Consider the following 22,589-nt stretch of genomic DNA (forward strand, 5'->3'; position numbering starts at 1 on the left):
CAGGATGTTTTCCGTGACCGTATTCAGATCGTTCCTGACCGCAATTGGCGTCTGCCTCGTGCAGGTTTTCGTCAGCCAGCCGGCGCTCGCCGCGGCAACGAAATATCCGCTTACGATCGACAATTGCGGTGCGAAGATCACGATCAGCAAGGCGCCGCAGCGGGCTATCGGGCTCGGGCAAAACAGCGCCGAGATCATGCTGCTGCTCGGCCTGCAGGACAGGATGGCAGGTACCGCGTTCTGGCCGAGCAAGGTCCTTCCCCAGCTCGCCGAGGCCAACGCCAAGGTAAAACTCCTGACGGTAGAGTTCCCGACCTTTGAATCGATCCTCGCCGAAAATCCCGATTTTGTGGCCGCCGCCCTGCCGAGCCTGATCGGGCCGAGCAGCAAGGTCGCCAAGCGCGAGGATTTCGACAAGGTCGGCGTGCCCACATACCTTTCGCCGAGCACCTGCCTCAGCACCGAGAAGGTCAAGAACGAATATGGCAGCCGCGACCAGCTGTGGAACATGGATCTGCTCTACAAGGAGATCGACGAGCTCTCCCAGATCTTCGATGTCGCAGATCGTGGCCAGGCGCTGATTGCCGATCTGAAGACGCGTGAAGCAGCCCTGCGCGCCAGCGTTTCAAAGGACGGAAAAAAGCTGTCCTACGTCTTCTGGTTCTCCAGCCCCAGCCCTTCGGCAGACGCTTATGTCGGCGGCAAGAACGGCGCATCCGGCTTCATTGCCGATGCGCTGGGCGGCCGAAACGCAATCGAGGCGGAAGCCGAATGGCCAACGCTTGGCTGGGAGAGCATCATCGCTGCCAACCCGGACGTCATCGTCGTCGCCAATCTCGACCGTAATCGCTGGGAACTCGACAAGCCGGAAGCGAAGATCAAGTTCCTCACCAGCGATCCTGCCGTCAGCCAGATCGCAGCCGTGAGGAACAAGGCCATCGTTGTCATGGACGGTCAGGCGATGAACCCGACAATCCGCACCATCTATGGTGCCGAACAGGTGGAGACCCAGCTGAAAGCCGTCGGCCTGCTGAAGTGACCGTGACGCGCCGGTCTCTAAGACAGCTGGCGACAGTCAGCCTGCTTGTGCTGGCGTCGCTCGCCGCCATCGGCCTGGTGGTCGGCATCAGCGTCGGCATCGGCGATCTGCCGATCCCGCTTGCGACGACGTTTGCCGCTGTCACCAACCGCCTCGGCATGACGGCGATCGAACTCAACCGCATCCATGAAACCGTGATCTGGGATTACCGCCTCAGCCGGGCGCTGGTGGCGGCATTCTGCGGTGCGGGGCTGGCTCTGTCAGGGGCCATCATGCAGTCGCTGCTGCGCAATCCGCTGGCAGAACCTTATGTGCTCGGGATTTCGGCCGGCGCCTCCACAGGCGCAGTTGCCATCGTCATTCTCGGCATCGGATCGGGCGCGGTGTCGCTATCCTCGGGCGCCTTTGCCGGCGCTTTCGCGGCCTTCCTGTTCGTGGCGCTACTGTCGAACGGCGCGCGCGGCGGCGCCGATCGCACGATCCTTGCTGGCGTCGCCGCCTCGCAGCTTTTCAATGCCACCACATCCTACATCGTCACCACCTCGGGCAACGCGCAGCAGGCGCGCGACGTGATGTTCTGGCTGCTCGGCAGTTTTGGCGGCGTGCGCTGGCCGGAACTGACGCTGGTTTCGATCGTCATCGGCATCTCGCTAGTTGCCTGCCTTGCCTATGCGCGCGTGCTGGATGCCTTCGCCTTCGGCGACGAGACAGCCTCATCGTTGGGAGTGAACGTCGGTCGCGCCCGGATTGTCCTGTTTGCCCTGACGGCGGTCATGACGGCAACGATCGTCAGCATGGTCGGCTCGATCGGTTTCGTCGGCCTCGTGGTGCCCCACGCTGCACGCTTCATCGTCGGGCCGCTGCATATCCGGCTGCTGCCAGCCTGCGCCATCTTCGGTGCGATCTTCATGGTGCTGGCGGATATCGCTTCGCGTGTGCTGATCCCCCATCAGGTGCTACCGATCGGCGTCGTCACCGCGCTCGTCGGCGTGCCCGTATTTTCCTTCATTCTCTACCGGTTCCAGCGGGCATCATGAGCATTGCAGCTGAAAATCTCATCTGGAGCATTGGCAGGAAGACGATCCTGGACGGGATCTCTTTCAGTGCCCGATCAGGCAAGATGCTGGGCCTGCTCGGCCCCAACGGCTCCGGCAAGACATCCCTCCTGCGCCTGCTGGCGGGCCTCAAGCAACCGGATACGGGGCAAGTCACACTCGACGGGCAGGACATCGGCACGGTCAGCCGTCGCAACATCGCCCAGCGCGTCGCCTTCGTGGAGCAGCATGCCACCACCAATGCCGGTCTTCGGGTCATCGATGTGGTCAAGCTCGGCCGCTTTCCCCACCGTTCGATGTTTTCGGGCTGGTCGATCGCAGACGAGGAGGCGGTGGAAGCGGCCCTAGCGCGCACAGGCATGGGGGAGAAGCGCCAGGACCGTTGGCATAGCCTCTCCGGCGGTGAACGGCAGCGCACCCAGATCGCCAGGGCGCTGGCACAATCGCCGAAAGAGCTCATCCTCGACGAGCCGACGAACCACCTTGATATCCAGCACCAGATCGGCCTGCTCAGGCTCGTCTCCAGCCTGCCGATGACCAGCATCATCGCACTCCACGACCTGAACCACGCCGCCATGTTCTGCGATGAACTGATCGTCCTGGAGCGAGGAAAGGTCGTGGCCTCAGGCACTCCCGAGGAGGTGCTGACGGAGACGCTGCTGCGCGACGTATTCTCCGTCGACGCCAGGGTGGAACTGTCGCCGCACACCCAGAGGCCGCACATCCACTATCTCGGGTAGTGCGCATCCCAAGCGGGATATCAGGGAGAAAGACCGCCGCACCGCTGTCTCCGGGGACGGCAAGACTGCGCTTGCTCGCAGGCTAGATGTCTGCAGGTCAGAGGTTCGAAGGGACTTGAAACATTCTCAGACGCTTACTTCGATACGTAAGCGCGCCCACTCCGCGGACGTGACCCGGATGGCAAGCGCATTCGAGCATGATGATATGAAGCGGGCGGTAGCGCTGTGAGACGGATCGGACCGGACTAAGCTGTAATATATCTATGCGCGCAAATTTGTTATGTCGCTAAGTTCGAGCTCATAGGATCGAAACACTAGACAATCTACTCGGTTCGCTGACTGGCGGATCGACGTTTAGGCAGCTTCCTTCAAACGAACCAGCCAGGCGAGTGATCTCATTCCCACTCGATTCTCTCAAACCATCGTAACGCGCTGATTTATAAGCGCAAAATCTTTCCTCTGACGGTCAAAGCCCGACCGTCGAACCGTCAAAATTCTTCGCTTTTGATTTCAAAGGGAAATTCGCGCGATTTGGATTTAGCGCGGTTTCATCGTCTATCGACAACGATCGGTCAATTTTTCGCGCCATCACCCATTCAGGGCACTACGCGCCGATGCGAGAAAAGACCGTCACCGTTCATAGCACAGGACGTTCGTACTCACCATGCACTCAACGTCTCTCCCCCTCCGGATCTACTCCCTGGGCCGGGTGACTTGATGCAAAGCGAATGAGCGGATAGGCAAACGCCTCTGGCTGCGGCGATGTGGAAGGACACATGGCCAGCAAAGGTCCGAGATGGTGACGAGAAGGCAGCGGCGTAATGGCTCGGTGCGCTAAGCCCATCCACCAGCCGGTTTCGCGTCCGGTCCGCAGCAAAATCGTCGGGATCGGCATCGATGCCGCGACGCTCTATACCTGTTGTATCAAGCCGCCGCTCTCTACACGATCCCGCAATATTGCGATAAGACCAGCCCATGACCAAGAGCATGAAATGGCTGCAGGCGAATGCGCCCGGATTCAATCATCTCGCCAAAGACGAGCAGGCCGCGATTACTGACTTCGCGTTACTCTGGAGCCTGTTCGAGTCGCGGGTCCTCAACACCCAGGGCAATGTCAAGGCGATCTGCGATACAGTCGAGGCTTGGCAGAACGCCGGGATGCTCGACGCTGACGCCTTCGACGCCGAACTCGCCTATTTCCGGCAACGCTATTACGCCGATGGCGCCTTCACCTATCACTTCGACCATCTGCATTTCAGGAATCCCGACCGAGAGGCCCTGGTGCGCGTCGTGATCGACGGCGGCGACAACGACCCATGCAGCCGCGTCGCGGCCGTCCTCATCATCGTCTTCCGCTACCGCAACAACCTCTTCCACGGGGTGAAGTGGCAGTACAAGCTGCAAGGCCAGCTCGGCAATTTCAGCACCGCGAACGATGTGCTCATGAAGGTGCTCGAACTGCACGGCGCGCTCGCTGACGTATAAGAGCGCCCGCGCACGCCCCCGACGGCCGGAGCTGTCCATGCCCGACACCAACGACGCCATCCCGCCAAACCTCGCCAGCCTTCATGCCGGCGAAGAATTCCTGCGCAGCAAGGCGATCGGCCTTATCGCCAGCGACGAGCGCCTGCGGCTGCACCTGGCCATCACCGAAGCGGCCATGGATCTCGCAGATGTCCTCCGCCAGTTCGACACCGCCGACGAGGACCTCAAGGTCGTCCAGCTCCTCGGCATGCGCACCTTCAATGCCTTCGGCGCGAGCGTGAAGCTTGCTCTATCGGGCTACAGCCAAAACAGCGCGCTCATCCTGCGTGACGTGCTGGAGACGGTCTTTCTGATCGACTATTTCGCCGGTGACCGGACCCTGATCGAGCGCTGGCGCTTCGCTGACAAGAAGGCGCGCCTAAGGGACTTCGGACCAGTGAAGGTTCGCGAGGCCCTCGACGCCCGCGACGGTTTCACCGACAAGAAGCGCTTCGCAATGTACGAAATGTTCTCCGAGCTCGCCGGGCATCCCACAATGAAGTCCGCCTTCATGATGCGCCCGCAGCGCGACGGCGACGCGGCCATCGGCCCGTTCATGGAGGCGACGACCCTGGAGGCCGTCGTCTCCGAAATGGGCCGCCTCGCGATCCAGGTTGGCGAACAGCTCAACCTCTTCTTTCCGGCCGACTGGCCGCAGGGCCTTCCGAGCCGGCTCGCCTTCGCCAAGCTCAAGCAGCGCTGGATCGCAACTTTCTACCCGAGCCCCAGCCCTGCAGCACCGAAGTCTGACAAGCCCGGCGGCGCGTGACCGCCGGGCTTGTTGTCTACGATCCGCCAGATATTCGGGCCCAGACACGGCGCCAGAAGCCCGGTTCCTCCCTGGGCGGCGCAGGCTGTGCCAAAGGTTCGACTTTCGGCGAGTCCCCGTAGAAGCGCGCTTTGGCGGTGCGATCCCGACGGCGCTCGGCTTCGACCTGCTCGTCGCTCCAAGGACCGGCTTCGACCACCTTGCCGCGGTCGATCACATAATGTGACCGGCAATTCAGCGTCCAATTGCCGATCGACGGGCGCAGCGAGATGGTCTCGCCGTCGAACGTCATCTTCCAGTCCGTCGGCGTGAAGGGCGCCACCACCTCCTCGCCGCAACCGCAGCAACAGCTGTGGGCCGATGTCGCATATTCCATCGAGACATAAAGAATGCCTGCCTCAAGGCGCTCCGGGATGTGCTCTACGAAACGATGCTCTAGCCGCTTGTGCCGTATCACCCGAGGTCTCCGTTGATCAGCATGTTGCCGTCGGTGGTGTAGGTGCAGTGATGCTCGCCCTCGAGATCACGGTAGAAACCGCGGATCTTTTTCCACTTCACCACCGCGAGGACCGCATTCAAGGCGTTCAAGTCCGCGACCTGGATGTTGGAGGCGTAGATGTCTTTGGCGCCACCGCCGACGAAGGAGATGCGCTGGCGCGCATGATCCCGCTTCTCCGGCGTGCTGGCGGTCACCCGCAGGATACCGCCGAGCGACCCCTCGTCGAGTTCGAGGCCCATGCCGACATCGACGAACGCGGCGCCGATCGCCTCGAGCTTCTCGACGATCAACCGCTTCGCTTCGCCGGCGTCGAGCGACAGGAAGGCGAAAGTGACGCCGTCGAGAAGGTGCAGGTTGTCGGCCCCGAGCTCGACATCGTGCGCCACGATGTTGCGGTGCATCCGGCTGTAGATGCGCTTCAGATAGTCGACCTTCTTCGGCGCCTCGCGCAGCTCCTCCAGGGTCGGCGCGCCCGGCGCCCGAAAGGCGTTGTGGGTCAGGAACTCGTCGCTGTCGAAGAGCCGAATCTCGCGGACCGGCGTCTTGGCAACGAAGTCCAGGATGTAACCGCCGGTGCCGCCGCCGCCGATGATGGCGACCCGCTCGTTGACGAGCCGCTCGGTCAGGATGCCGATACCGACACGGTCGGAGGCGGTCTCGACATAGTTGAAGACGCTGTCCTCCTCCTCTTCCGGCTCGCGGAAGGTGCGGGGGGTCATGCCGGGCTTCAGCACCGCGGCCGGGCCCGCGATGATGTTCGCGTAGCTCGTCATCTTGTGGTGGTAGTCCGTGTAGCCGCCATCCGGCTTGCTCGAGAAGCTGTGCGTGGCTTTCAGACCATGGCCGAGGTCGAAGGCCCCGGCCTGATGCGAGATCCCCTGGATAGGCGTCCCATCGGCGCGGCACGGAAAGTCGCCGTCCCAATGGACAACATGGGTGTCGGGCCTGCGCGTCGCATCGCCGGCTAGCGTGAGGCTCGAGATGAGGGTGCCGATGCGCACCTCGCGACGCGCATCGACATAGGGCACCTCCCGCATGACGAGATGCCCGCCCTGCCGCAGGACGAAGTAGCCTTCGTCCCGCAGCCGCTTGAGGTCGGGACTACGACTGAACAGTTCGCGTGACATTGAACACCGTGCCTTTCTTCTTGACGTCGACCGAGCCGCCAGCCCCGAGTTCACCCGCGTGCGGCGTCGACGCCGCGTGCCGGTAGGTCATTGAGAAGACGACGTTCGGCTCGTGCTGGCCCGGGAAAGCGAGCTGGACGATCTGCTCGAACGTGACCGTGCAGGCGTTCACCGTCCGCGGCCGCGAATTGACGATGATCTCGAACGTCACCCGCGCGGTGATGAACCGCTCGATGCCGGGCTCGGCCAGATCGATCAGCTCGCCATGCTTGATCAGGCGATCTTCGCCGCCGGGGACCTCGAGGAAAACAGCCTCTCCCTCGCCGGGCTTGGCGAGATCGTAGAGCACCGCGCCGCTGATGATCGGCTTACCCCAGCGCAGCTCGTCGTCCTTCAGCGTGAACTTGAAGTCGCGATCCGTCAGGAAGGCGACGAACCGCTCGGCGCCGTGCTCGCGCAGGTCGAAGGGCTCGTTCAGCCGCACGTCCTCGAAGTCGCCCGAGGGCAGAATCGCGAACAGGCTGTAGCCGTCCCGCGGGTCCAGGGTGCCGGCCTCGAGCAACTGACGGCCGAGCGGCACGGGATCGCTCACCTGACGGGACTGGAAGTTGAGATCGCCCTGCGCGAGGAGAAAGCGATACGCCCGCGCCGGACGCAGCGCCCGGCCTTCGCGCAGGGCGTCGCCGAGGTCGTCGTAATCAAGCAGTTCTTCGGCGTTCATGAGATTGGGTCCTTAGGTTCTGCCGAGGCGACGCCGCGGCTCTAAGGGTCCAATCGGGGCGGGATCCGCCGACCGGTAAGGTCAGGCGAACTTTTTTTGCAGGGGGCCGTCGGGGGTCTGCCCGCAGATGAAGAAGGCCGGGCAATTCGGGCAGGTGCGCGACGAGACCTCGGCCGGAAACCGCCCAGCGCGGATGTCGCCGAGAAACTTGGCGAGCTTATCCTTGCGACCCTTCAGCTCCCGATCCGACAAGGCGAGCACATGCGTCTCGCCGTCGGAGAGATGGACAAGCTCGGCGACGGCGCCAGGGAAGGCCTGCTGGACCGCCAGCATCAGCGCCGCCGCGCCGACATCCTTGCTCTCGGCCGACCGCCTGTGGCCCGTGCGGATGCGGCGCACGGCGCGAACGCCGTCGGGCCGCACCAGCACTTCGTCCGGCCGAACGATGATCTCTTCGCCGCCGAAATTGAGGCTGAGCGCGACCGGCGCCTCGGCGACCGCATCGGCGCGATTGGCTAGGAGGAAGCGCAGCATCGCCAGGGCCAGGTCGCGGAATTCCGCGCGATAGCCATGATCGGCGAGCCCCTGGCCGGCAAGCGCCGCGTCGGTGCTGTCCTCCAGGTCGCGCTCGGTTATAGGGCTATCCGAAGTGATCACCCCCTCGACCACCGCGCGCACCGCCTCGTGCAGGTGCATGAAGGCGGTCGCGGTCCGCCGCCCGCCGACCTGCAAGACATGCGTGTAGAAGAAGCGGCGCGGGCAGGACTCATAGAGGGCGATTTGCGCGGCCCCGAACTGCAGCCATCCATCGACGATCAACTCGATGCCCTGGGCTTCCGCCGCCGTGGGAAGCGGCCGCGCCGGCACGACCGAACGGCGCGTCAAGTTGGTCCCGAGACGATCGAGGAAGGGCGATAGCGGTCGATTGTGGCCGTTGCTCTTCTCGGTCGGCGCATAAAGGATCAGGCGGTCGCGGGCACGAGACTGCGCCACGTAGAACAGGCACTCCTGCTCCTCGGCCTGACCCGCGCGAAACGCCTCCAGCGCACTGCCTTCGGCGCCCGCGATCATGCCGTCGGGCGCCGGACAGGGCGGCGCCGGCGGCGTGCGCGGGATGGTGTCGCTGTTGAGCCCTGGAATATGGACGCCGCCGAACTCCAGGCCCTTGGCGCCGTGGATCGTCATCAGCCGCACGGCGTCGAGATGCTGGGCGGCCGCCGGCAACTGGCGCAAGTCGCGATCGTCACCGAGGCGGACCAGCCGGCGCACCCGATCGAGCACGCGCGTGATCGGCAGGCCGCGGCTGGCCGGCTGGACCCGCAGGAAGTTGAGGAACTGCCAGATCGCAATGCCGCGCGTGCGATCGGCGAGGTCCGCCGACACGCCAAGGCGCGCGGCGATGCGGGTGCGATCGAGCAGCAGCGTTGCGAGCACGATCCAGGGCGAGGCCGTTTGGTCGAAGCCGCTGAGCGCGGCCGCTAGCTTGGCGAACGCCTGGCGACCGGCGTCGCTGACGCCAGGGATCGCATCCACCTGCTGAAGCCAACTGCCCGGGGCGTGGTCGGCCGCCCGCAGATCCTCGAAGATCGCCGCCACGTCCGCGAAAGAAGTCGCAAAGTCGGGCCAGCAGGCGATGCGAACCAGGCCCATGGCCCGACGGTCGACAAGGATGGAGAGCAAGGCGAGGAGATCCTTGACCTCGGCCCGCTCGAACAGGCTGCCCAGAAACAGGACGGGCACCCCGAGCCGCTCGAGATCCTGCCCGATCGTCGACAGCTTCTCATTGCCGGTGCAGAGAACCGCCTGGTCGCGATAGGCGTATCCCTCGCCGCGAAGCGCCTCGATCACGTCGGCCAGCGCCACTTGCTGCTGCTCGGCGCGCTGCACCGTGCGCAGCTCGGGCTTCTGGCCATTGCCGTCGCGCTCCGCGTCGAGACCACTGTCCGCGTCGCCCGCGCGCATCGTGATCGCGAAGCCGGAAAAGCTGGCGACGATCTCCGGCACTGAGCGATAGTTGCGCTTCAAGCGGCCGCGCTTGCCGCCGGGAAAGTCCCCCTTCCCGAACCGGGTCATGTTGAAGGATGACGCGCCTCGAAACCGATAGATCGACTGCTTGGCGTCGCCGACCATCCAGAGATTGCGGCCGTCTGGCCGCAGCGCGCTCAGCAAGCGCACGCTGCTGCGGTTCACGTCCTGATACTCATCGACCAGGACGTGGTCATATTGCGCCTGCAGCGTTGCGCGGATGGCCGCCTCGGTCTCGAGCAGCTTGACCGGCAGGGCGACAAGATCGCCAAAGTCGACGCAATGCGCGTTGCGCTTGAGCTGTTCGTAGGCGGCATAGACGCGGGCCACCTCGCCGGCGCGTTCGGCGGCCTCGCGCGTCTCGGCGTCCGCCGCCTTGGCAAGCATGGCGTCGGCGAGCCCAGTGTAGGTTTCGGCGTCGACCACCTCGTCCTTCGCCCGAGAGACGGCGGCCAGCATGTCGGCGATGATCTGAGTCGGATCATAGAGATTGCGGTAATGCGCGAGCCTCAGCCGCGGGAACTCTTCCTCGAGGAGTTCGACGGCCTCAGTCCGATCCATCATCCGCGGGTCTTTCGGCAGCCCGAGCTCGGCATGGAAACGACGGATGATATCGAGACCGAAGGCGTGGAACGTACCGATCCACATCGCGGCCGCAGCCTCGGGCCGTTTGCGCGCAATGCGCTCCGCCATCTCGCCCGCGGCCTTGTTCGAGAAGGTCAGCAGCAAGATGCGCCGCGGATCGACACCCTCCTCCAGAAGGCCTTCGACGCGCGCGATCAGCGTCTGCGTCTTGCCGGTGCCGGGGCCCGCCTCGAGCAGATAGGCTTCGCCGCGATGCGCCGCGGCCGCGGCCTGCAAGGGATTGAGCGGCCGCTCCACATGCGTCGCGGCCGCGGCGGGCGGCACGATTGGGAGGAGCAGGGCGTCGAACAGCTGCTGCGCGACGACCTCGAATGGCGCGCCGAGCTTCGCGGCGATGGCGGAGGCAGAGAGTCCTTGGTCGACATGGAGCGCGCGCGCGACAGTGCGCGGGAGCAGCAGCTCGCGCGCGAACAGGTCCATCTGGACCTCGCGGCGCTGCCGGCGTCCATAATCGACGACCCGATCCATCCCGACCGGCGAAGGCTCTGCCGCGCGCGCCGGATCGATCGTCGGCGCCGGCTCGCTGTCGGAATCGTCGCCGAGCTCGACATGCCCAATCTCGTGCGCCACGAGGAAGGCCTGCTCGAAGCGAGACCCCGCGCTCTCGTGAAGGATCAGATCGTCGGCGGCGACGAAGGTCGCGCGGCCGCCGTTGAGGACGGCCGCGCCAACGGCTGTCGGTTCGACATCGATCCCGCGCCGCCTGGCCTCGGCGACCGCAAAGTCATAGGGTGACCAGGAATCGACGCCCGAGGCGACGAGGCGAGCATGGAGCTCGGCGGCGACCTGCCTGGCGAGCTCCACGCCGTCCATCTCAGTCCGCCTCCGCCAACAGCCGGGCGCGCTTGTCGGCCGGGACGCCGGCGTCGATCAGCACTTGCTCGAAGGTGACCTGATCGCCGGCGGTCGGCTTGGCATCCGCCTTGTAGCTGCGCGCCCCGGCCAGCTGACCCGGCCCCCAAGACGCTTCCAACTGCGCCACGGAGCTTCTCGCCGCCTCGGCGAATCGCTGAAGAAACCGCCGCGGGATGCTCACGAGGGATACCCGCCGTTCGCGTAATGCGGTCACGACCTGTCGAGGCACATCCAGACCTCGGGCCACCGCGCGCCAGTCATCGACCGTCAGCGCCGCAAAAGGGTCGGCCGCCGCCGCCGAAGAAGCCGCGGCGTGTTGCGACCATGCCGTGTCGATCAAGGCCTGGTCGGCACCGGAAAGTGGTGCCGCATCGTCGCAGGCTTCGCGACTGAGTTCGCGCGAGAGGTCGATCAGCTCCCCGGCATATTCCGGGTAGAGCCGCAGATAGCGCTCCAAGGTCGACCGACCAGGCTCGCTCTCGACCGCAAACGCGTCGAGCACAGATTCGCGGGAGGGACGTGCGCCAGCGGGGCTCACCGCTCATCTCCTTCGGCCATGGCCGCCCGTAGCGCGGCAAAGGCCTTGTCACGATAGGTTCGAACAGTCTTTTCGGAGCGGCCCAGGGCTTTCGCGATGGTCATGACGTCCGGCTCCTTGGAGTCGATGGGAAAGCCTTGCCTCAGCATGTGAATGATCCTGCTTTGTTCTGTCGGTAGAGCCTCAATCGCCGCATCCAGACGCAACCGGTAAGCCGGATCGTCGAAATCCGACGCCGCGAACGGGTCGTAGACCCCCGCGGCCGCCTCGACCTCCGGCGACAGCTCGCCGCTCTCCTCGTCAAATTCGAGGGGCTGGGAACGGTTCTCGTCGCGCCAAGCCTGCTCCTGCGCGTCGCGCCGCAGACTTGCCAGCGCGCCGTCGAAGCGCACCTCGAAATAGTCGACCTTGTCGACATAGCCGGCGCGATCCGCCGAAAGCAGCTCGACGAACCGGCCGAACACCTTGTCGCGAATGACTCCGCGCGTCAGCGACTCCGTCTCGCGGTCGAAGCTTTCCGCTCTAGGCAGACTACGCAGCACCCGTTCGGTCAGTATCCGATAGAGGCGCTCGAACCCCGCCTCATTATTGTCATGGCGGCTCGCGCGGAGGAAATAGACGAGACATTCGCTGGGGATATAGCCTGGGTCGGCGCGCTTCGTGATCGCGGCCCTCGCGATCAACGCGTCACGCGGCAGGACCGCCAGTTCGGCGATGAGCGCTTCTATCTTCGGGTCGCGCGCATAAAGCTCTCCGGTGAGGCGCCGTTTTCGCAGCGGCGTCACCGCCGCCTCGTCCGCACGGTGCGCGTCAGCCTCCAGCTTCATGCCGGCACCCTCCCCGAGCCTCGCCCGATCGGTCCCATAAGAAGATCGACCTTCGTTTCGTTGTCGGTCAGTATCACCTTCAGTTTCCCCCGCAGTCGACGCTCTGGCAGTCTTGCGACGACCAATATTTCTTCACACCCGATAGCTATAACGCAGGACTTTTCGCCAGGAACGACTCGCAATTCTAGCTGTTCTGAATAAATTAGCCGCCCTGCTTACTGAAATCGCGCCGACAATCCCCATTCTAGGCAAGCGCGTCGCGGAGCGATTGCAACAACGCCTCCGCTTCGTCGATCTTCTTCAAGATATCTACGTCCCCTTTGAGTTCCTGCAGGGTCGAGAAAGGGACCTTTTTCATCGCGTCTACCGCAGCTTCAAGATCGCCGGATAGGCCGCCCTTGACCGGCTTAGGCGCGGGCCCAAGACGCAGCATCGCCGACTCCAAATCTCCCGCATCGCTCAGAAACTGCGAACGCGCGACTGGATCGGGCAAGATCGTGCGGAGTTTTCGAAGGTCTTTCGAATTGGTAATGCGCTTCTGGTTGACCTTCTTGACCACCGCCTCGATGACAGCCGGCGTCAGTAGCTTCTTGCTCACCCCCATCAACTCACGCGACCAGGTGATTGCAGCGCTCGGGTCACGGAGACTGATGAATTTTTCTGAGAGCTCAAATACATCGACCAGCTTGTCGAGCTCACGCACCGTGATGCCGAGGATGTTGGCGGCGCTCGACCGGCCCATCATGTCGACCAGGCGATAGGCCACCATTTCCTTTTCCTTGGCGTCCCATTCCTTCCGCTGGCGATGGATGTAAATCCAGACGCGAAGTCGGTCCTCCTCGCTCAAGGTTCGGTCGGTAACCTCGATTGGGATCTGCCGATAATCTTCCTTCCCCTGTTCCACCAGGATCCGCGAATTGGTCCACCGGCGGTCGCCGTCGATGATCCGGAATTTTCCCGGTAGGTCAGGATGGGGCTCGACAAGCAGGGGTTCGAAGAGGCCGCCATTCGCTTCGATCTGCCGCTGCAGCTCTTCATCGATCTTCGGGCCCATGCGGGGCTGCTTTTCGTTCGGCACGATGTCGTCGATATCGGCCTTGGTCCGGTATGTGCGCAGGACTGTACGATCCAGCCGGCGCTCCTGAAGATTGATGACATTGTCGCGGTCCGAGATGACCTGCGGGCTCTTCATTGAGGGCTCTCCGGCGCGGACGCCGTACCGATGATGGAGTCGATCTGATTGCGCAATTCAGCCTGCACTTTCATGGCGGCGCGGATGGCAAGACCCTGCTGCTTCCAGACGTTTTCGTGGGCTTTGACCTCCTTCGTCTGAATATCCAGTAGCGACTCCGCCAGTTCGTCCAGCCGCGAGAATGAATCGGCGCACTGCTGGGAAGTAATGAAACTGTACAGGGCCGCGGTTTTCTGGGTCCGTTCGGCGTTGCTCATGCGCAGGGTGTGAGATTGAACCAGATGGGCGCGAACGAGCTGGATGAGGGCGACGACCCGCGCCGGGCACGCGATCACGACGCCGTCCTGGATATGCAGCTGCCGGGCGCCGGCCGGGAACTTGCTGGACGACAAGACGGCATGGTCGGCCTGCGCACTTAGCTGGTCCGACCGCAGTTTGGTCACGAAATCATTCCGCCACGCGTTGTGGTTCTTCGAATCGTAGATGATCGTGCCGCACTCCTGTCCGTTGTGAATAACGGTGTGCAGGATGTCTGCGCCTTGCTGGCCCTTGGTCACGCGCACGATGCGATCGCCATCGAACTCAGCCTTCAGCGCTTCAAACAGATTGATTTCGGCGCCTTCGCCGAGCTCTTCGGCGGTCTTCTTCTCAAGGGCGCGTTGCAGTTCTTCCACTTTGTTGGCCAACTTCTGGCGGTCTTCAAACGTGGCCGACTTCTCGGCGTTGACGGCCGCTACCTTGTCGGCCTCGAGGGCCTCACGCTGTTCTTGCAGCCGCTCATTGAGTTGGGCTTCATGGGATTCTTGGAGGCTTTTCGCCGTCGTCTCTGCAGCGGCCGCCCTGGCTTCGGCGTCAGCTTTGGCCTGTTCGGCGGCGCCAATCTGCAGCTGGGCCGCGGCCTCAGCGGCCGCACTGACTTCAGCACGGACTTCCACTTCGCGTGCGGCCGCTTTTGCCTGGGCGTCCGCCAGGGCTTGTTCGCTGGTCAGTCTGGCCTGCGCCAGTTCGGCCTTCAGTGCCTCGCCGGCATTTTCGGCGATCACTTTCTGAGCCTCCACTTCCGCCAGCCGACTCGCAGCCGCTTCCGTGGCGATGCGCGCCGCCTCTGAGCGGATCGCTTCTTCCTGCGCCGCCGCGTCCGCCTTCACCATCTCGATCGCGGCGGCGGATTCACGCTGGACCTGTTCGAGTTGGCCCTGAAGCGCAACCTTCGCCGCGTCAGCGTCGGCCTTCTCGGTCGCGGCCTCGACGGTCTTGGCCTGAAGCGCGTCCTGGGCTGCGACACGCGCCGCTTCCGCCGCTTCCACCAGCGCCTTCGACTGGAGCTCAGCAGCCAGGCGGGCCTGTTCTCTGGCCTCGGTGATTTTTTGGTCAGCTTCTAACCGTGCACGCTCGAGCGCCTCTGTCTTCTCGGTGTCGAACTTCTCCTGCAGCCGCGCGGTGATAGTGGCGGACTGCGCCTGCTCACGCGCCTGCAGCCGCTCAGCGACCTCGTCGGCGCGATCGTGTGGGATGGCCTGCTCGCAAACCGGACAGACGTCGTCGACGGGATGAAGGTGGTGAATGGGACTGGAACGCACGGTCGACGCTGCTGAGGTCTGCGGATTCGCCATCATGGCCTCCATATTTTTCTGGGACCTATTTTCTCCTAATTTATCCTGAAGTCAACCCCGGTGGCCAAGCGGATGGCCCGAGGGCCGATACTGGAGACCACAAACCGAAGTCAGCCGGGCTCGATCTCTGGCGAGTTCGGCATCGTGGCGCTGCGCGATGCACGGTGAGCTTCATCGGTGCAGATTAGCGGCGCGCTCAGCCGAAGGCCTGATCCATCAGGGCCGGAATCAAGTGACCAAGTTCCGCCGCGACCTCACGCTGCCCCACCTGGACAGCACCAGCCTTTTCACGAAGCGCGTCGAACCACAGCTGCGCGTCCAGGGAAGGCAATGGAACCGAGATAGCCGCCAGCTTTTTCTGGCTGAGGGTCCTGTTTCGATCTGCACTGCCCGGCGAAGCCGTTTGAACTTGGCCAAGGCCTTCGTCGCTCTGGAGGAAGTACCACAGGAAGTCTGGTGTCGTCCTCTCAGTATCGACAACGCAAGTGAGGTAGCGGTGAGAGCCAACCTTGCCGTGGTGCTCCGCTTTCGCAACGGCGAAAGCCCCCTCCCACGCCTTGATATTGCTGAAGACAATGTCGCCGCAGTGAATGCGGAAGAGCTTTTGCCATGTTAACTCGCCGCCAATGACGTCCGGCTTCTTGAACAGTCCTTTGCCGAAGGACCGAGCGCCAAGTTCTGCGTAAACGCCATTCGCTTCAAGCTCGACAGGTCGACGGACTATGGGTGCGATGCCCCCCATGGCGACGCGCGGCGCGCCCGCGACCACCTTCCGAAACGCCACCTCCATTGTTGCTTCGAGCTCGGCGCGCGCGGCATCGGCGCTCCGACCCATCGTCGTAAGTTGCAACGCCGCGCCGTCGAGCTTCGCGACAATCCGGCGTTGCTGATCGAGTGGAGGAAGCGGGATGGCATGATCGAGAAGACGTCTGGGATGTAGCCGCTCTCGGCGAGCGCCGATGCCCTTCCCGTCTGAGGCCAGTTGATGCCAGACGCGGTCCTGCTTGAAATACCAGCCGAGGAATCCGGGCTCGAGCTGCTCACGATGCAGATCAAAGGTCGGGAATTCGTTCGAGACGAAATAGCCGTCGACCTCTGGAGAAACGATCGCATAAGCGCCTTCAAACGACTTGAGGCGGCTATAGATGAACTGGCCCGCCCGGATCCGAAACAACTGCGTGGCAGCCATTTCCCGCCCGGCGACCGCCGAGCGCCGAATCATCCCGCGACCAAAGCCATAGATGCCCGCGATCGGATAGGAGCCGTCGGGATCCACGGCGTGCGGATCGGGCGAGAAGGTAAGGAGCTCACCCAGTGGGACAAGCGGAAAGCTCGGCATGACCTATGCGCGCTCCACCACAAGCGCCTTGATCTCGTTCAGGACGGCCAGCACCTGCTGTTCTTTGGCGATGGCGCTATCGACGATCTCCGCCGGCAAGCGATGATCGGTCACCGCCTTCGCGTGCGGGTTCCGCAGGTCCAAATCAACCGCGACGACCCGCCCCTGGTCGTCGCGCTTGATCAAATCGGGACCGAACACCTTCCAGGCCTGCGATCCTTCCTTCCGGTCGGACCACCAGGCACAGCAATCGGCGAACTCTTCATATTGCAGCGGCAGCGTCTTGGAATATTTCCGCCGGCCTTCCGGAAGCGGCTGCTCCCAATACCAGATGTCGCGCGTCGGACCCGACGTATCGAAGAAGAGGATGTTGGTTGGGATGTCCGTGTAGGGCGCGAACGTGCCCTCGGGCAGCCGGACGACGGTGTGAACATTGAACTGTTCGAGGAGGTCGGCCTTGATCCGCGCCGCGATGCCGTCCCCGAACAGAATGCCGTGCGGCACGACGACGCCGGCACGCCCGAGGCCACCGCGTTTGAGCCGCCGCATGATGAGCTGCAGAAACAGAAGCGCGGTTTCGGCGGTCCGGCGATCGTCCGGAAAGTTCGTGAGGATGCCGGCTTCTTCCTCACCGCCGAACGGCGGATTGGTCAGGATGACTTCGACCCGGTCCCGTTCGCCGATCTCGGTCAGCTTGAATCGCAGCGCGTTGCCGAACTCGATGTCGGGAGCCTCGATCCCGTGCAACAGCAGGTTCATCTGCGCGAGCAGGAAGGGAAGCGAGGAATCCTCGCCGCCTCGCAAGGTCTTGCGCTGAAGGATGTCGCGCGTCTCGACCGTACCGGCCTGCGGCTTCATATGATCGAAGGCCGCTGCCAGAAAACCGCCCGTGCCGCAGGCGGGATCGACCACGACTTCGCCGAGCTTGGGATCGATCATCTCGACCATGAGCCGCACGACGGGACGCGGCGTGTAGAATTCTCCGTTCTGACCGGCGGCATCGCGCATCTCGCGCAACATGGTCTCGTACATCCGGCCGAGGGTTTGAATGTCCTCCGTGCTGTCGAAATGGATGCCGTTGATCAGGTTGATGACGTCCCGCAGCACATACCCGCTGGTCGCGTAATTCCGGAGGTCACGAAACACCGCGGAGACCACGTCGCGACGCTGGCGACCGGCGCCATTGCCACGCAAACTGCGAAGAAAGGCGAACAAACCTGGGCCCTGAGTACCGTCCGCGCGAACGGACTGCTCGCCATTGATGAACGAAAGCAGGTCCGGCCCGGTGATGCCCGCCGGATCGGCAGCCCAGTCCCGCCAGCGGTAAGGCGCATCGATCAGGAGGCGGTACGGTTCACCGGCGAGCACCGCCTCGTCCTCATGGACGCGCTCCATGTCGTCGACGAATTTCAGGAACATCAGCCAGGTGAGCGTAGGCAGCCGAGTGAGGTCGGTCTTCAGCTCTCTGTCCTTGCGCATCTTGTTGCGCGCGGACTTGATGAGGCTGTCGAGCCGCTGTGCCGTTGTTTTCGCCGGCTTGATTTTCTTCTCAGGGGGCATTCACAGGTTCTTCCTTAAGCGGCGTATAAAAGGCCGGACATTTCGTTGACTGCGTCGCGGAGCTTGTCCGGACCACCGAAGCGGCGAGCAATTTCGCTCGGATTGCCGAACCCAGCCAGCGGTGGCACCTTCAAGATACCCGGCAGCACGAACTGCGCGGCGCCGTGCTCGGCGTATTTCTCGAGAAGCGCCTCCAATACGATCCGCGCATCGGCGCCGTACCGTTCGAAAAAATCGGTGCGATCTCGCTTGAGACGTTCGGCGCGCTCACGTCGCGTGCGCAGCGGCGCGTTCCAGGCGAGGTAGCAAAGCAGATCGAACGGATCGTCTTCAGGCCGGCCGGATTCTTCAGCCAGGGTCTCCAGATCGATACCCCGTTCAGCGAGCGCCTCGACGATCGCGTGGCGCTTGTCGGCGAGCATCCAGTCGGCGCGGAAACTTGCAGCGGTCGGATAAAGCGTCCGCACCTTTTCGCCGGTCCAGTCCGTCAGTTTCTTGCAGGTCAGCCGTTTGCCGTCTGTGTCGAGCTCGTAAACCAGATGCGCCACCACTTCGACCGCACCGCCATCGACGTAGAGTTTCCGCGGTTCTCCGGGCTCCTCATCGGGGGGAAGACCGCCGCCATCGGGTCCCGTCTCAACGTCGTCCGGCGCCTCGGGCGCGGGGTTTTCCTCTTCCTGGGTGGTGATGATCTCACCGTCGGCATCGATCTCTGTGATCGTCTCCGCTGTGGGCTCGCCATCGAAGTCCGGATCGGCGAATTTTTCAGTCGCGGTGCCGGTGTAGTCGAGGATGTTGAAGAACAATTTGCCGTAGTCTTCGCGCAGCCGTGTCCCTCGACCGATGATCTGCTTGAACTCCGTCATCGAGCCTACCACGCGCGCCAGCACGACGTTCTTGCACGTCGGCGCATCGACACCCGTGGTGAGAAGCTGAGACGTGGTCAGAATCACCGGGACCTTTGTCTCGACATCCTGGAAACGGCTGAGTTTGCCCTTGCCGATATCGCCCTCGTCGGCCGTCACACGGCAGGCATAGTCCGGATAATCCGCAACGAGGTCGGCATTGAGATTGGCGAGCGCACGACGCATCTCGCTTGCATGCTCCTGGTCCACGCAGAACACGATCGTCTTTGCGAAGCGATCGGTTTGCGCGAGGAAATGCGTGAGGTGGCGCGCGATCGCCTCAGTGCGCGCGCGCAACGCGACGACGCGCTCGAAATCCTTGGTGTGGTACTCATCGTCGGGAATCTCGCGTCCGAAGCGGTCGAGTTCGCCCTTGGTTGGTCTCCACCCCGCCGCGTCATAGTCCGTGACGACACGGTGTACGCGATAGGGCGCCAGGAAGCCGTCTGCGATGCCTTGGGCCAAGGAGTAGGTGTAAAGCGGCGCGCCGAAGTAGGTGTAGGTGTCCCGGTTATCTTCCCTCAGCGGCGTCGCCGTCATGCCGAGCTGATAGGCCGGCTCGAAATAGTTCAGAATGTCTCGCCAGTTACTGTCGTCACGCGCGCTGCCGCGGTGGCACTCATCGATGATGATCAGGTCAAAGAAGTCCGGCGCATATTCCCGATACAGACCCGGCCGCCGTTCGTCGCTGGCGATGGCCTGGTAAATCGCAAAATAGATGTCGCGGCCATGGCTGATCTCGCCATTCTCGATCTTGAACCGCGCGTCGCCGAAGGGCGCAAAGGTCTTGGCCATCGGGTCGTCGACGAGAATATTGCGATCGGCGAGGAATAGGATTTTGGGTTTGCGGAAGTTCCCGCGCTTGTTCCACCCGGCCGTCCACAGCCGCCACGCGATCTGGAACGCTACCGCGGTCTTTCCCGCTCCCGTGCATAGAGTGAGGAGCGCCCGCCGCTGGCCCGTCAGAACAACCTGAAGCGCGCGATTGACTGCGATCTCTTGGTAGTAGCGCAGCGGCCTTGCAGGATCGGGAAATCCGGGCGCGAGCAGGCGCTCGGCGGCTGCGTCATCGGTCAGACCGAGACCGGCCCGTTGCCGATCCCATAGCTCGGCGGGCGTCGGGAAATCGGTCCGCTCGGTTTCCAAGCCGGTGAGGAAGTCGAATTCGAGAATCTCCGCGCCATTGGTGGCATAGGCGAATTTCAGTCCGAGAATTTCAGCGTAATCCTTGGCCTGCTGCATGCCGTCGGCGGCGGATTTGTACGCGGCCTTCGCCTCGACGATAGCGATCGGGTAATCGGCGCGGTAGCGCAGGATGTAGTCGGCGCGCTTTTGCCGGCCGCGCTTCGCCTTGCCACCGACGAAGATCACTCGACCATCGGTGAATGTCCGCTGCTCATTGATAGCGTGGGGCGCGCCTTCCCAACCCGCAGTTTGCAGGCGCGGAACAACGAATTTTCGGCAAGTATCCGCTTCAGTATTCACCGGGTCTCTCCGCGTGGCCGCCCTGCCCGCCTCGCACGTGGCGCCAGCGATTTGTCGCCAGATTTCCAAGCTTTGACGTTCTGTGCTTTCCACCGCAGGGCCGGACTGGCTTCGATCGCGGCGCGCACCTGCTCCGGCGCCTCCAGCGCGGACGCGTCGATCTCACCCCGGTCCAGTATGGCGTCCAGAAATGCCCTCTCCCCCGCCGTGAACTGAAACAGCAGCGCGAGCTTGTCCCGGCACTCGGCCGTGACGCTCTCGATCCAGGCGGCGGGCCCACCGAAGGCGTCGAAATACCGATCGTGCAGGCACATGGTCAGCTTACCGGTGATATCGCCGACCTCGCAGCCGATCGCCGCGGGTGAGGCTGAACGCCAATCGACGCTCTTGGCGCTCGCGCCGATCATCAAGGTAGCCGCCTTGATCTTCGACCAGTCGAGCGAGGGCATGGCGATGATCCGATGCGCGTCGAACAAGTCGCGCGCGGTGCGGCGCGTGACCAGCGCGACCATCTTGCCGGCGATGATCTCATGGATATCGAGAACCGGCACATTCGTCGCCTGGTAAGAGCCGATTGCCACCGACGGCATGCGATCCACGCCGTATAGGGGGCCGCGATAGAGATAGTTGATGTCGATCTCGATGGTCCCCGCGCCGCCCAGCGCGGAGGCATAGCGATAAATCCATTTGCCACCGGCGTGCTCGGACGGCTCACGCCGCGCGGCATAGCCTTTCGATTCCATCAAGCGCTCGATCCGGTCTTCCAATCCTGGCCGGTCGGCGTCCATCTGCTCTTTCTCGAGCGCGCCGACATAGTTGACGTCGATATCGACCGAAAGGCGGTCCAGATCGGAGTGGAAGACGTTGAGCGCCGTGCCGCCCTTCAAGGCGATCCGCGGCCCGATCAGCGTATCGGCACCGAACGCATCCAGAATATCGATCAGCCGAATCACCCGTTCGAGCGTCGCGGGCTGAAGCTGCCGCTCTGCCGCAAGATCCTGAAGCGTTTCTCGCGACGCGACCATCACACGCCCTCAAAAGCAGCATCGACAGCCTGCCGCGGCAGAAGCACACGCCATGCCTCGACGAGCACGGCATGACCAGGTTCGGCGCCCAACGCGTAATGCTTCGATCGTGGAAGACGACGCCGCAGGCGCGTCAGGACGTCGTCCGTGACGCCGAGCGCCGAACGTCGCCTCTCGAGCCACCAGCCGGAAACGGAAGCGAGCGACCGGTTGTCCAGCAGTTCGACATAGTCGGCGACTTTCGTCGGATCGAGATAGCGCACCAGATCCAGCGACTGCAGAACCTCCTCGACGCCGCCAGCGAGTTCCGGCCGGTGCAAGGCATCGACAACCGTGCGTTCAACCGCCGTCACGCGGACCGCCACGCCCTGCCGATCCATGGTCGTGGTCAGGTAGTCTGCCTTGCCGGCCGCGGCCAATGCCTTCGGCGGCGCGACGAAACGGCAAGCGCCAAATGGCAGATCCACGCGTTCGGTTCGCCCCGCACTGATGAGCTGGACCTCGTTGAACTCGGAATAGGCTATGCCGTGCAACTCAAGGGCTGAGTGAAACCCCAAGACGCCATCGGGGCGCAGCTTGCTCGCTGCAGCGAAGCGGTCGATCACCATCCGCTCGACCGCCAAGTGGGCCGGCACCGCGGCAAACACCTCACGACTGATACGCTTGATATTACCGGCCCGCAGGTGATGCCGAAGCAGGCTCGTAACATTGGCCCCGCCCGCCGGGTGGCCGAAGGCCGCCGCGAACTCAGCGCGGGTGAACACCGGATGAGCCGACAGAAAGCTGGCCGTTTTGTGCTGGCGAGGTTGCATAGCGGGTCTACGATTCTGCGTTAAAGTGGGCAAGAAATAGCCATTTTGACGCATATTTGTCAACATCCAAAGACACGCCCGCCCCTGTCTCAGTCGCAAAAAACGCTCCGTATGGGCTATATATTACCTTATCCACAGCACTTTCAGAAACCACTCTTCACCCGAACCGCCGTTTGACGGGGAAAGCCTTCCCCCACGGTCGAGCCTTTGGTCTCTGCCGCCCCCTTCTGCGGGGACACCCCGCAACGCCCCGAGAGTGAGAGGGCTGCGGCTGTCGCCGTGACGGGTTGAGGG

The 22,589-nt window shown here is 63.4% G+C and carries 18 protein-coding genes; 5 read left to right on the top strand and 13 right to left on the bottom strand.

The window, feature by feature from the left end; translation table 11 throughout:
• Positions 1–13 precede the first annotated feature (13 nt).
• From EQW76_RS06650 to EQW76_RS06670, 5 genes are all read left to right on the top strand, one after another.
• Positions 14–1,039: an ABC transporter substrate-binding protein gene (locus tag EQW76_RS06650; protein WP_224140244.1), complete on the top strand. Its 1,026-nt coding sequence runs from the start codon at positions 14–16 to the stop codon at positions 1,037–1,039.
• Positions 1,036–2,076 carry an iron chelate uptake ABC transporter family permease subunit gene (locus EQW76_RS06655; RefSeq protein WP_142823658.1) on the top strand — a complete coding sequence of 347 codons (1,041 nt, stop codon included), beginning with the start codon at positions 1,036–1,038 and terminating at the stop codon, positions 2,074–2,076. Before EQW76_RS06650 ends, EQW76_RS06655 begins: the two co-directional genes overlap by 4 nt.
• Complete coding sequence (locus EQW76_RS06660; RefSeq protein WP_142823659.1) at positions 2,073–2,834, top strand: ABC transporter ATP-binding protein; 762 nt, start codon at positions 2,073–2,075, stop codon at positions 2,832–2,834. Before EQW76_RS06655 ends, EQW76_RS06660 begins: the two co-directional genes overlap by 4 nt.
• A 975-nt stretch (positions 2,835–3,809) precedes the next feature.
• A complete protein-coding gene (locus EQW76_RS06665) occupies positions 3,810–4,319 on the top strand; it encodes a hypothetical protein (RefSeq protein ID WP_203452793.1) in 510 nt (169 codons plus the stop codon).
• 37 nt (positions 4,320–4,356) lie between these two features.
• Complete coding sequence (locus tag EQW76_RS06670; protein WP_142823660.1) at positions 4,357–5,127, top strand: hypothetical protein; 771 nt, start codon at positions 4,357–4,359, stop codon at positions 5,125–5,127.
• 16 nt (positions 5,128–5,143) lie between these two features.
• Here the strand turns inward: EQW76_RS06670 and EQW76_RS06675 are convergent, their stop codons facing one another.
• The 13 genes from EQW76_RS06675 to EQW76_RS06735 all read right to left on the bottom strand — a co-directional run bounded on the left by EQW76_RS06675 (position 5,144) and on the right by EQW76_RS06735 (position 22,295).
• Positions 5,144–5,584 carry a DUF6527 family protein gene (locus tag EQW76_RS06675; protein WP_142823661.1) on the bottom strand — a complete coding sequence of 147 codons (441 nt, stop codon included), beginning with the start codon at positions 5,582–5,584 and terminating at the stop codon, positions 5,144–5,146.
• Positions 5,581–6,753: a ThiF family adenylyltransferase gene (locus tag EQW76_RS06680; RefSeq protein WP_142823662.1), complete on the bottom strand. Its 1,173-nt coding sequence runs from the start codon at positions 6,751–6,753 to the stop codon at positions 5,581–5,583. The genes EQW76_RS06675 and EQW76_RS06680 overlap by 4 nt, the downstream gene beginning before the upstream one ends.
• Positions 6,728–7,474, bottom strand: coding sequence for a multiubiquitin domain-containing protein (locus EQW76_RS06685; RefSeq protein WP_142823663.1), 747 nt, complete (start codon positions 7,472–7,474; stop codon positions 6,728–6,730). Before EQW76_RS06685 ends, EQW76_RS06680 begins: the two co-directional genes overlap by 26 nt.
• 81 nt (positions 7,475–7,555) lie before the next feature.
• A complete protein-coding gene (locus EQW76_RS06690; protein WP_142823664.1) occupies positions 7,556–10,957 on the bottom strand; it encodes a UvrD-helicase domain-containing protein in 3,402 nt (1,133 codons plus the stop codon).
• Between the two features lies 1 nt (position 10,958).
• Positions 10,959–11,537 carry a hypothetical protein gene (locus EQW76_RS06695; RefSeq protein ID WP_142823665.1) on the bottom strand — a complete coding sequence of 193 codons (579 nt, stop codon included), beginning with the start codon at positions 11,535–11,537 and terminating at the stop codon, positions 10,959–10,961.
• Positions 11,534–12,364 carry a response regulator transcription factor gene (locus EQW76_RS06700; protein WP_142823666.1) on the bottom strand — a complete coding sequence of 277 codons (831 nt, stop codon included), beginning with the start codon at positions 12,362–12,364 and terminating at the stop codon, positions 11,534–11,536. Before EQW76_RS06700 ends, EQW76_RS06695 begins: the two co-directional genes overlap by 4 nt.
• Positions 12,365–12,608: 244 nt before the next feature.
• Positions 12,609–13,556, bottom strand: a complete 948-nt coding sequence (locus EQW76_RS06705; RefSeq protein WP_142823667.1) for a ParB/RepB/Spo0J family partition protein — start codon at positions 13,554–13,556, stop codon at positions 12,609–12,611.
• Complete coding sequence (locus tag EQW76_RS06710; RefSeq protein WP_142823668.1) at positions 13,553–15,169, bottom strand: DUF2130 domain-containing protein; 1,617 nt, start codon at positions 15,167–15,169, stop codon at positions 13,553–13,555. Before EQW76_RS06710 ends, EQW76_RS06705 begins: the two co-directional genes overlap by 4 nt.
• A gap of 196 nt (positions 15,170–15,365) precedes the next feature.
• Positions 15,366–16,508, bottom strand: a complete 1,143-nt coding sequence (locus EQW76_RS06715) for a restriction endonuclease subunit S (protein WP_142823669.1) — start codon at positions 16,506–16,508, stop codon at positions 15,366–15,368.
• Positions 16,509–16,511: 3 nt separating this feature from the next.
• Complete coding sequence (locus tag EQW76_RS06720; RefSeq protein ID WP_142823670.1) at positions 16,512–18,068, bottom strand: N-6 DNA methylase; 1,557 nt, start codon at positions 18,066–18,068, stop codon at positions 16,512–16,514.
• Positions 18,069–18,082: 14 nt separating this feature from the next.
• Entirely contained in the window at positions 18,083–20,344 is a 2,262-nt protein-coding gene (locus EQW76_RS06725) for a DEAD/DEAH box helicase family protein (RefSeq protein WP_244616936.1), read from the bottom strand.
• A 110-nt stretch (positions 20,345–20,454) separates the two neighbouring features.
• Complete coding sequence (locus EQW76_RS06730; protein WP_142823671.1) at positions 20,455–21,483, bottom strand: nucleotidyl transferase AbiEii/AbiGii toxin family protein; 1,029 nt, start codon at positions 21,481–21,483, stop codon at positions 20,455–20,457.
• Positions 21,483–22,295, bottom strand: a complete 813-nt coding sequence (locus tag EQW76_RS06735; RefSeq protein WP_137931625.1) for a type IV toxin-antitoxin system AbiEi family antitoxin — start codon at positions 22,293–22,295, stop codon at positions 21,483–21,485. The genes EQW76_RS06730 and EQW76_RS06735 overlap by 1 nt, the downstream gene beginning before the upstream one ends.
• Positions 22,296–22,589 lie beyond the last annotated feature (294 nt).

Origin of the sequence: Rhizobium sp. rho-13.1 (assembly GCF_007000305.1) — a bacterium.
GTDB classification, from domain to species: domain Bacteria; phylum Pseudomonadota; class Alphaproteobacteria; order Rhizobiales; family Rhizobiaceae; genus Rhizobium; species Rhizobium rhododendri.

Coding starts and splice junctions, on each gene's coding strand:
- EQW76_RS06660 (WP_142823659.1), top strand. CDS start 2,073: ATGAGCATTGCAGCTGAAAATCTCATCTGGAGCATTGGCAGGAAGACG.
- EQW76_RS06665 (WP_203452793.1), top strand. CDS start 3,810: ATGACCAAGAGCATGAAATGGCTGCAGGCGAATGCGCCCGGATTCAAT.
- EQW76_RS06670 (WP_142823660.1), top strand. CDS start 4,357: ATGCCCGACACCAACGACGCCATCCCGCCAAACCTCGCCAGCCTTCAT.
- EQW76_RS06680 (WP_142823662.1), bottom strand. CDS start 6,753: ATGTCACGCGAACTGTTCAGTCGTAGTCCCGACCTCAAGCGGCTGCGG.
- EQW76_RS06685 (WP_142823663.1), bottom strand. CDS start 7,474: ATGAACGCCGAAGAACTGCTTGATTACGACGACCTCGGCGACGCCCTG.
- EQW76_RS06690 (WP_142823664.1), bottom strand. CDS start 10,957: ATGGACGGCGTGGAGCTCGCCAGGCAGGTCGCCGCCGAGCTCCATGCT.
- EQW76_RS06700 (WP_142823666.1), bottom strand. CDS start 12,364: ATGAAGCTGGAGGCTGACGCGCACCGTGCGGACGAGGCGGCGGTGACG.
- EQW76_RS06705 (WP_142823667.1), bottom strand. CDS start 13,556: ATGAAGAGCCCGCAGGTCATCTCGGACCGCGACAATGTCATCAATCTT.
- EQW76_RS06710 (WP_142823668.1), bottom strand. CDS start 15,169: ATGGCGAATCCGCAGACCTCAGCAGCGTCGACCGTGCGTTCCAGTCCC.
- EQW76_RS06715 (WP_142823669.1), bottom strand. CDS start 16,508: ATGCCGAGCTTTCCGCTTGTCCCACTGGGTGAGCTCCTTACCTTCTCG.
- EQW76_RS06720 (WP_142823670.1), bottom strand. CDS start 18,068: ATGCCCCCTGAGAAGAAAATCAAGCCGGCGAAAACAACGGCACAGCGG.
- EQW76_RS06730 (WP_142823671.1), bottom strand. CDS start 21,483: ATGGTCGCGTCGCGAGAAACGCTTCAGGATCTTGCGGCAGAGCGGCAG.
- EQW76_RS06735 (WP_137931625.1), bottom strand. CDS start 22,295: ATGCAACCTCGCCAGCACAAAACGGCCAGCTTTCTGTCGGCTCATCCG.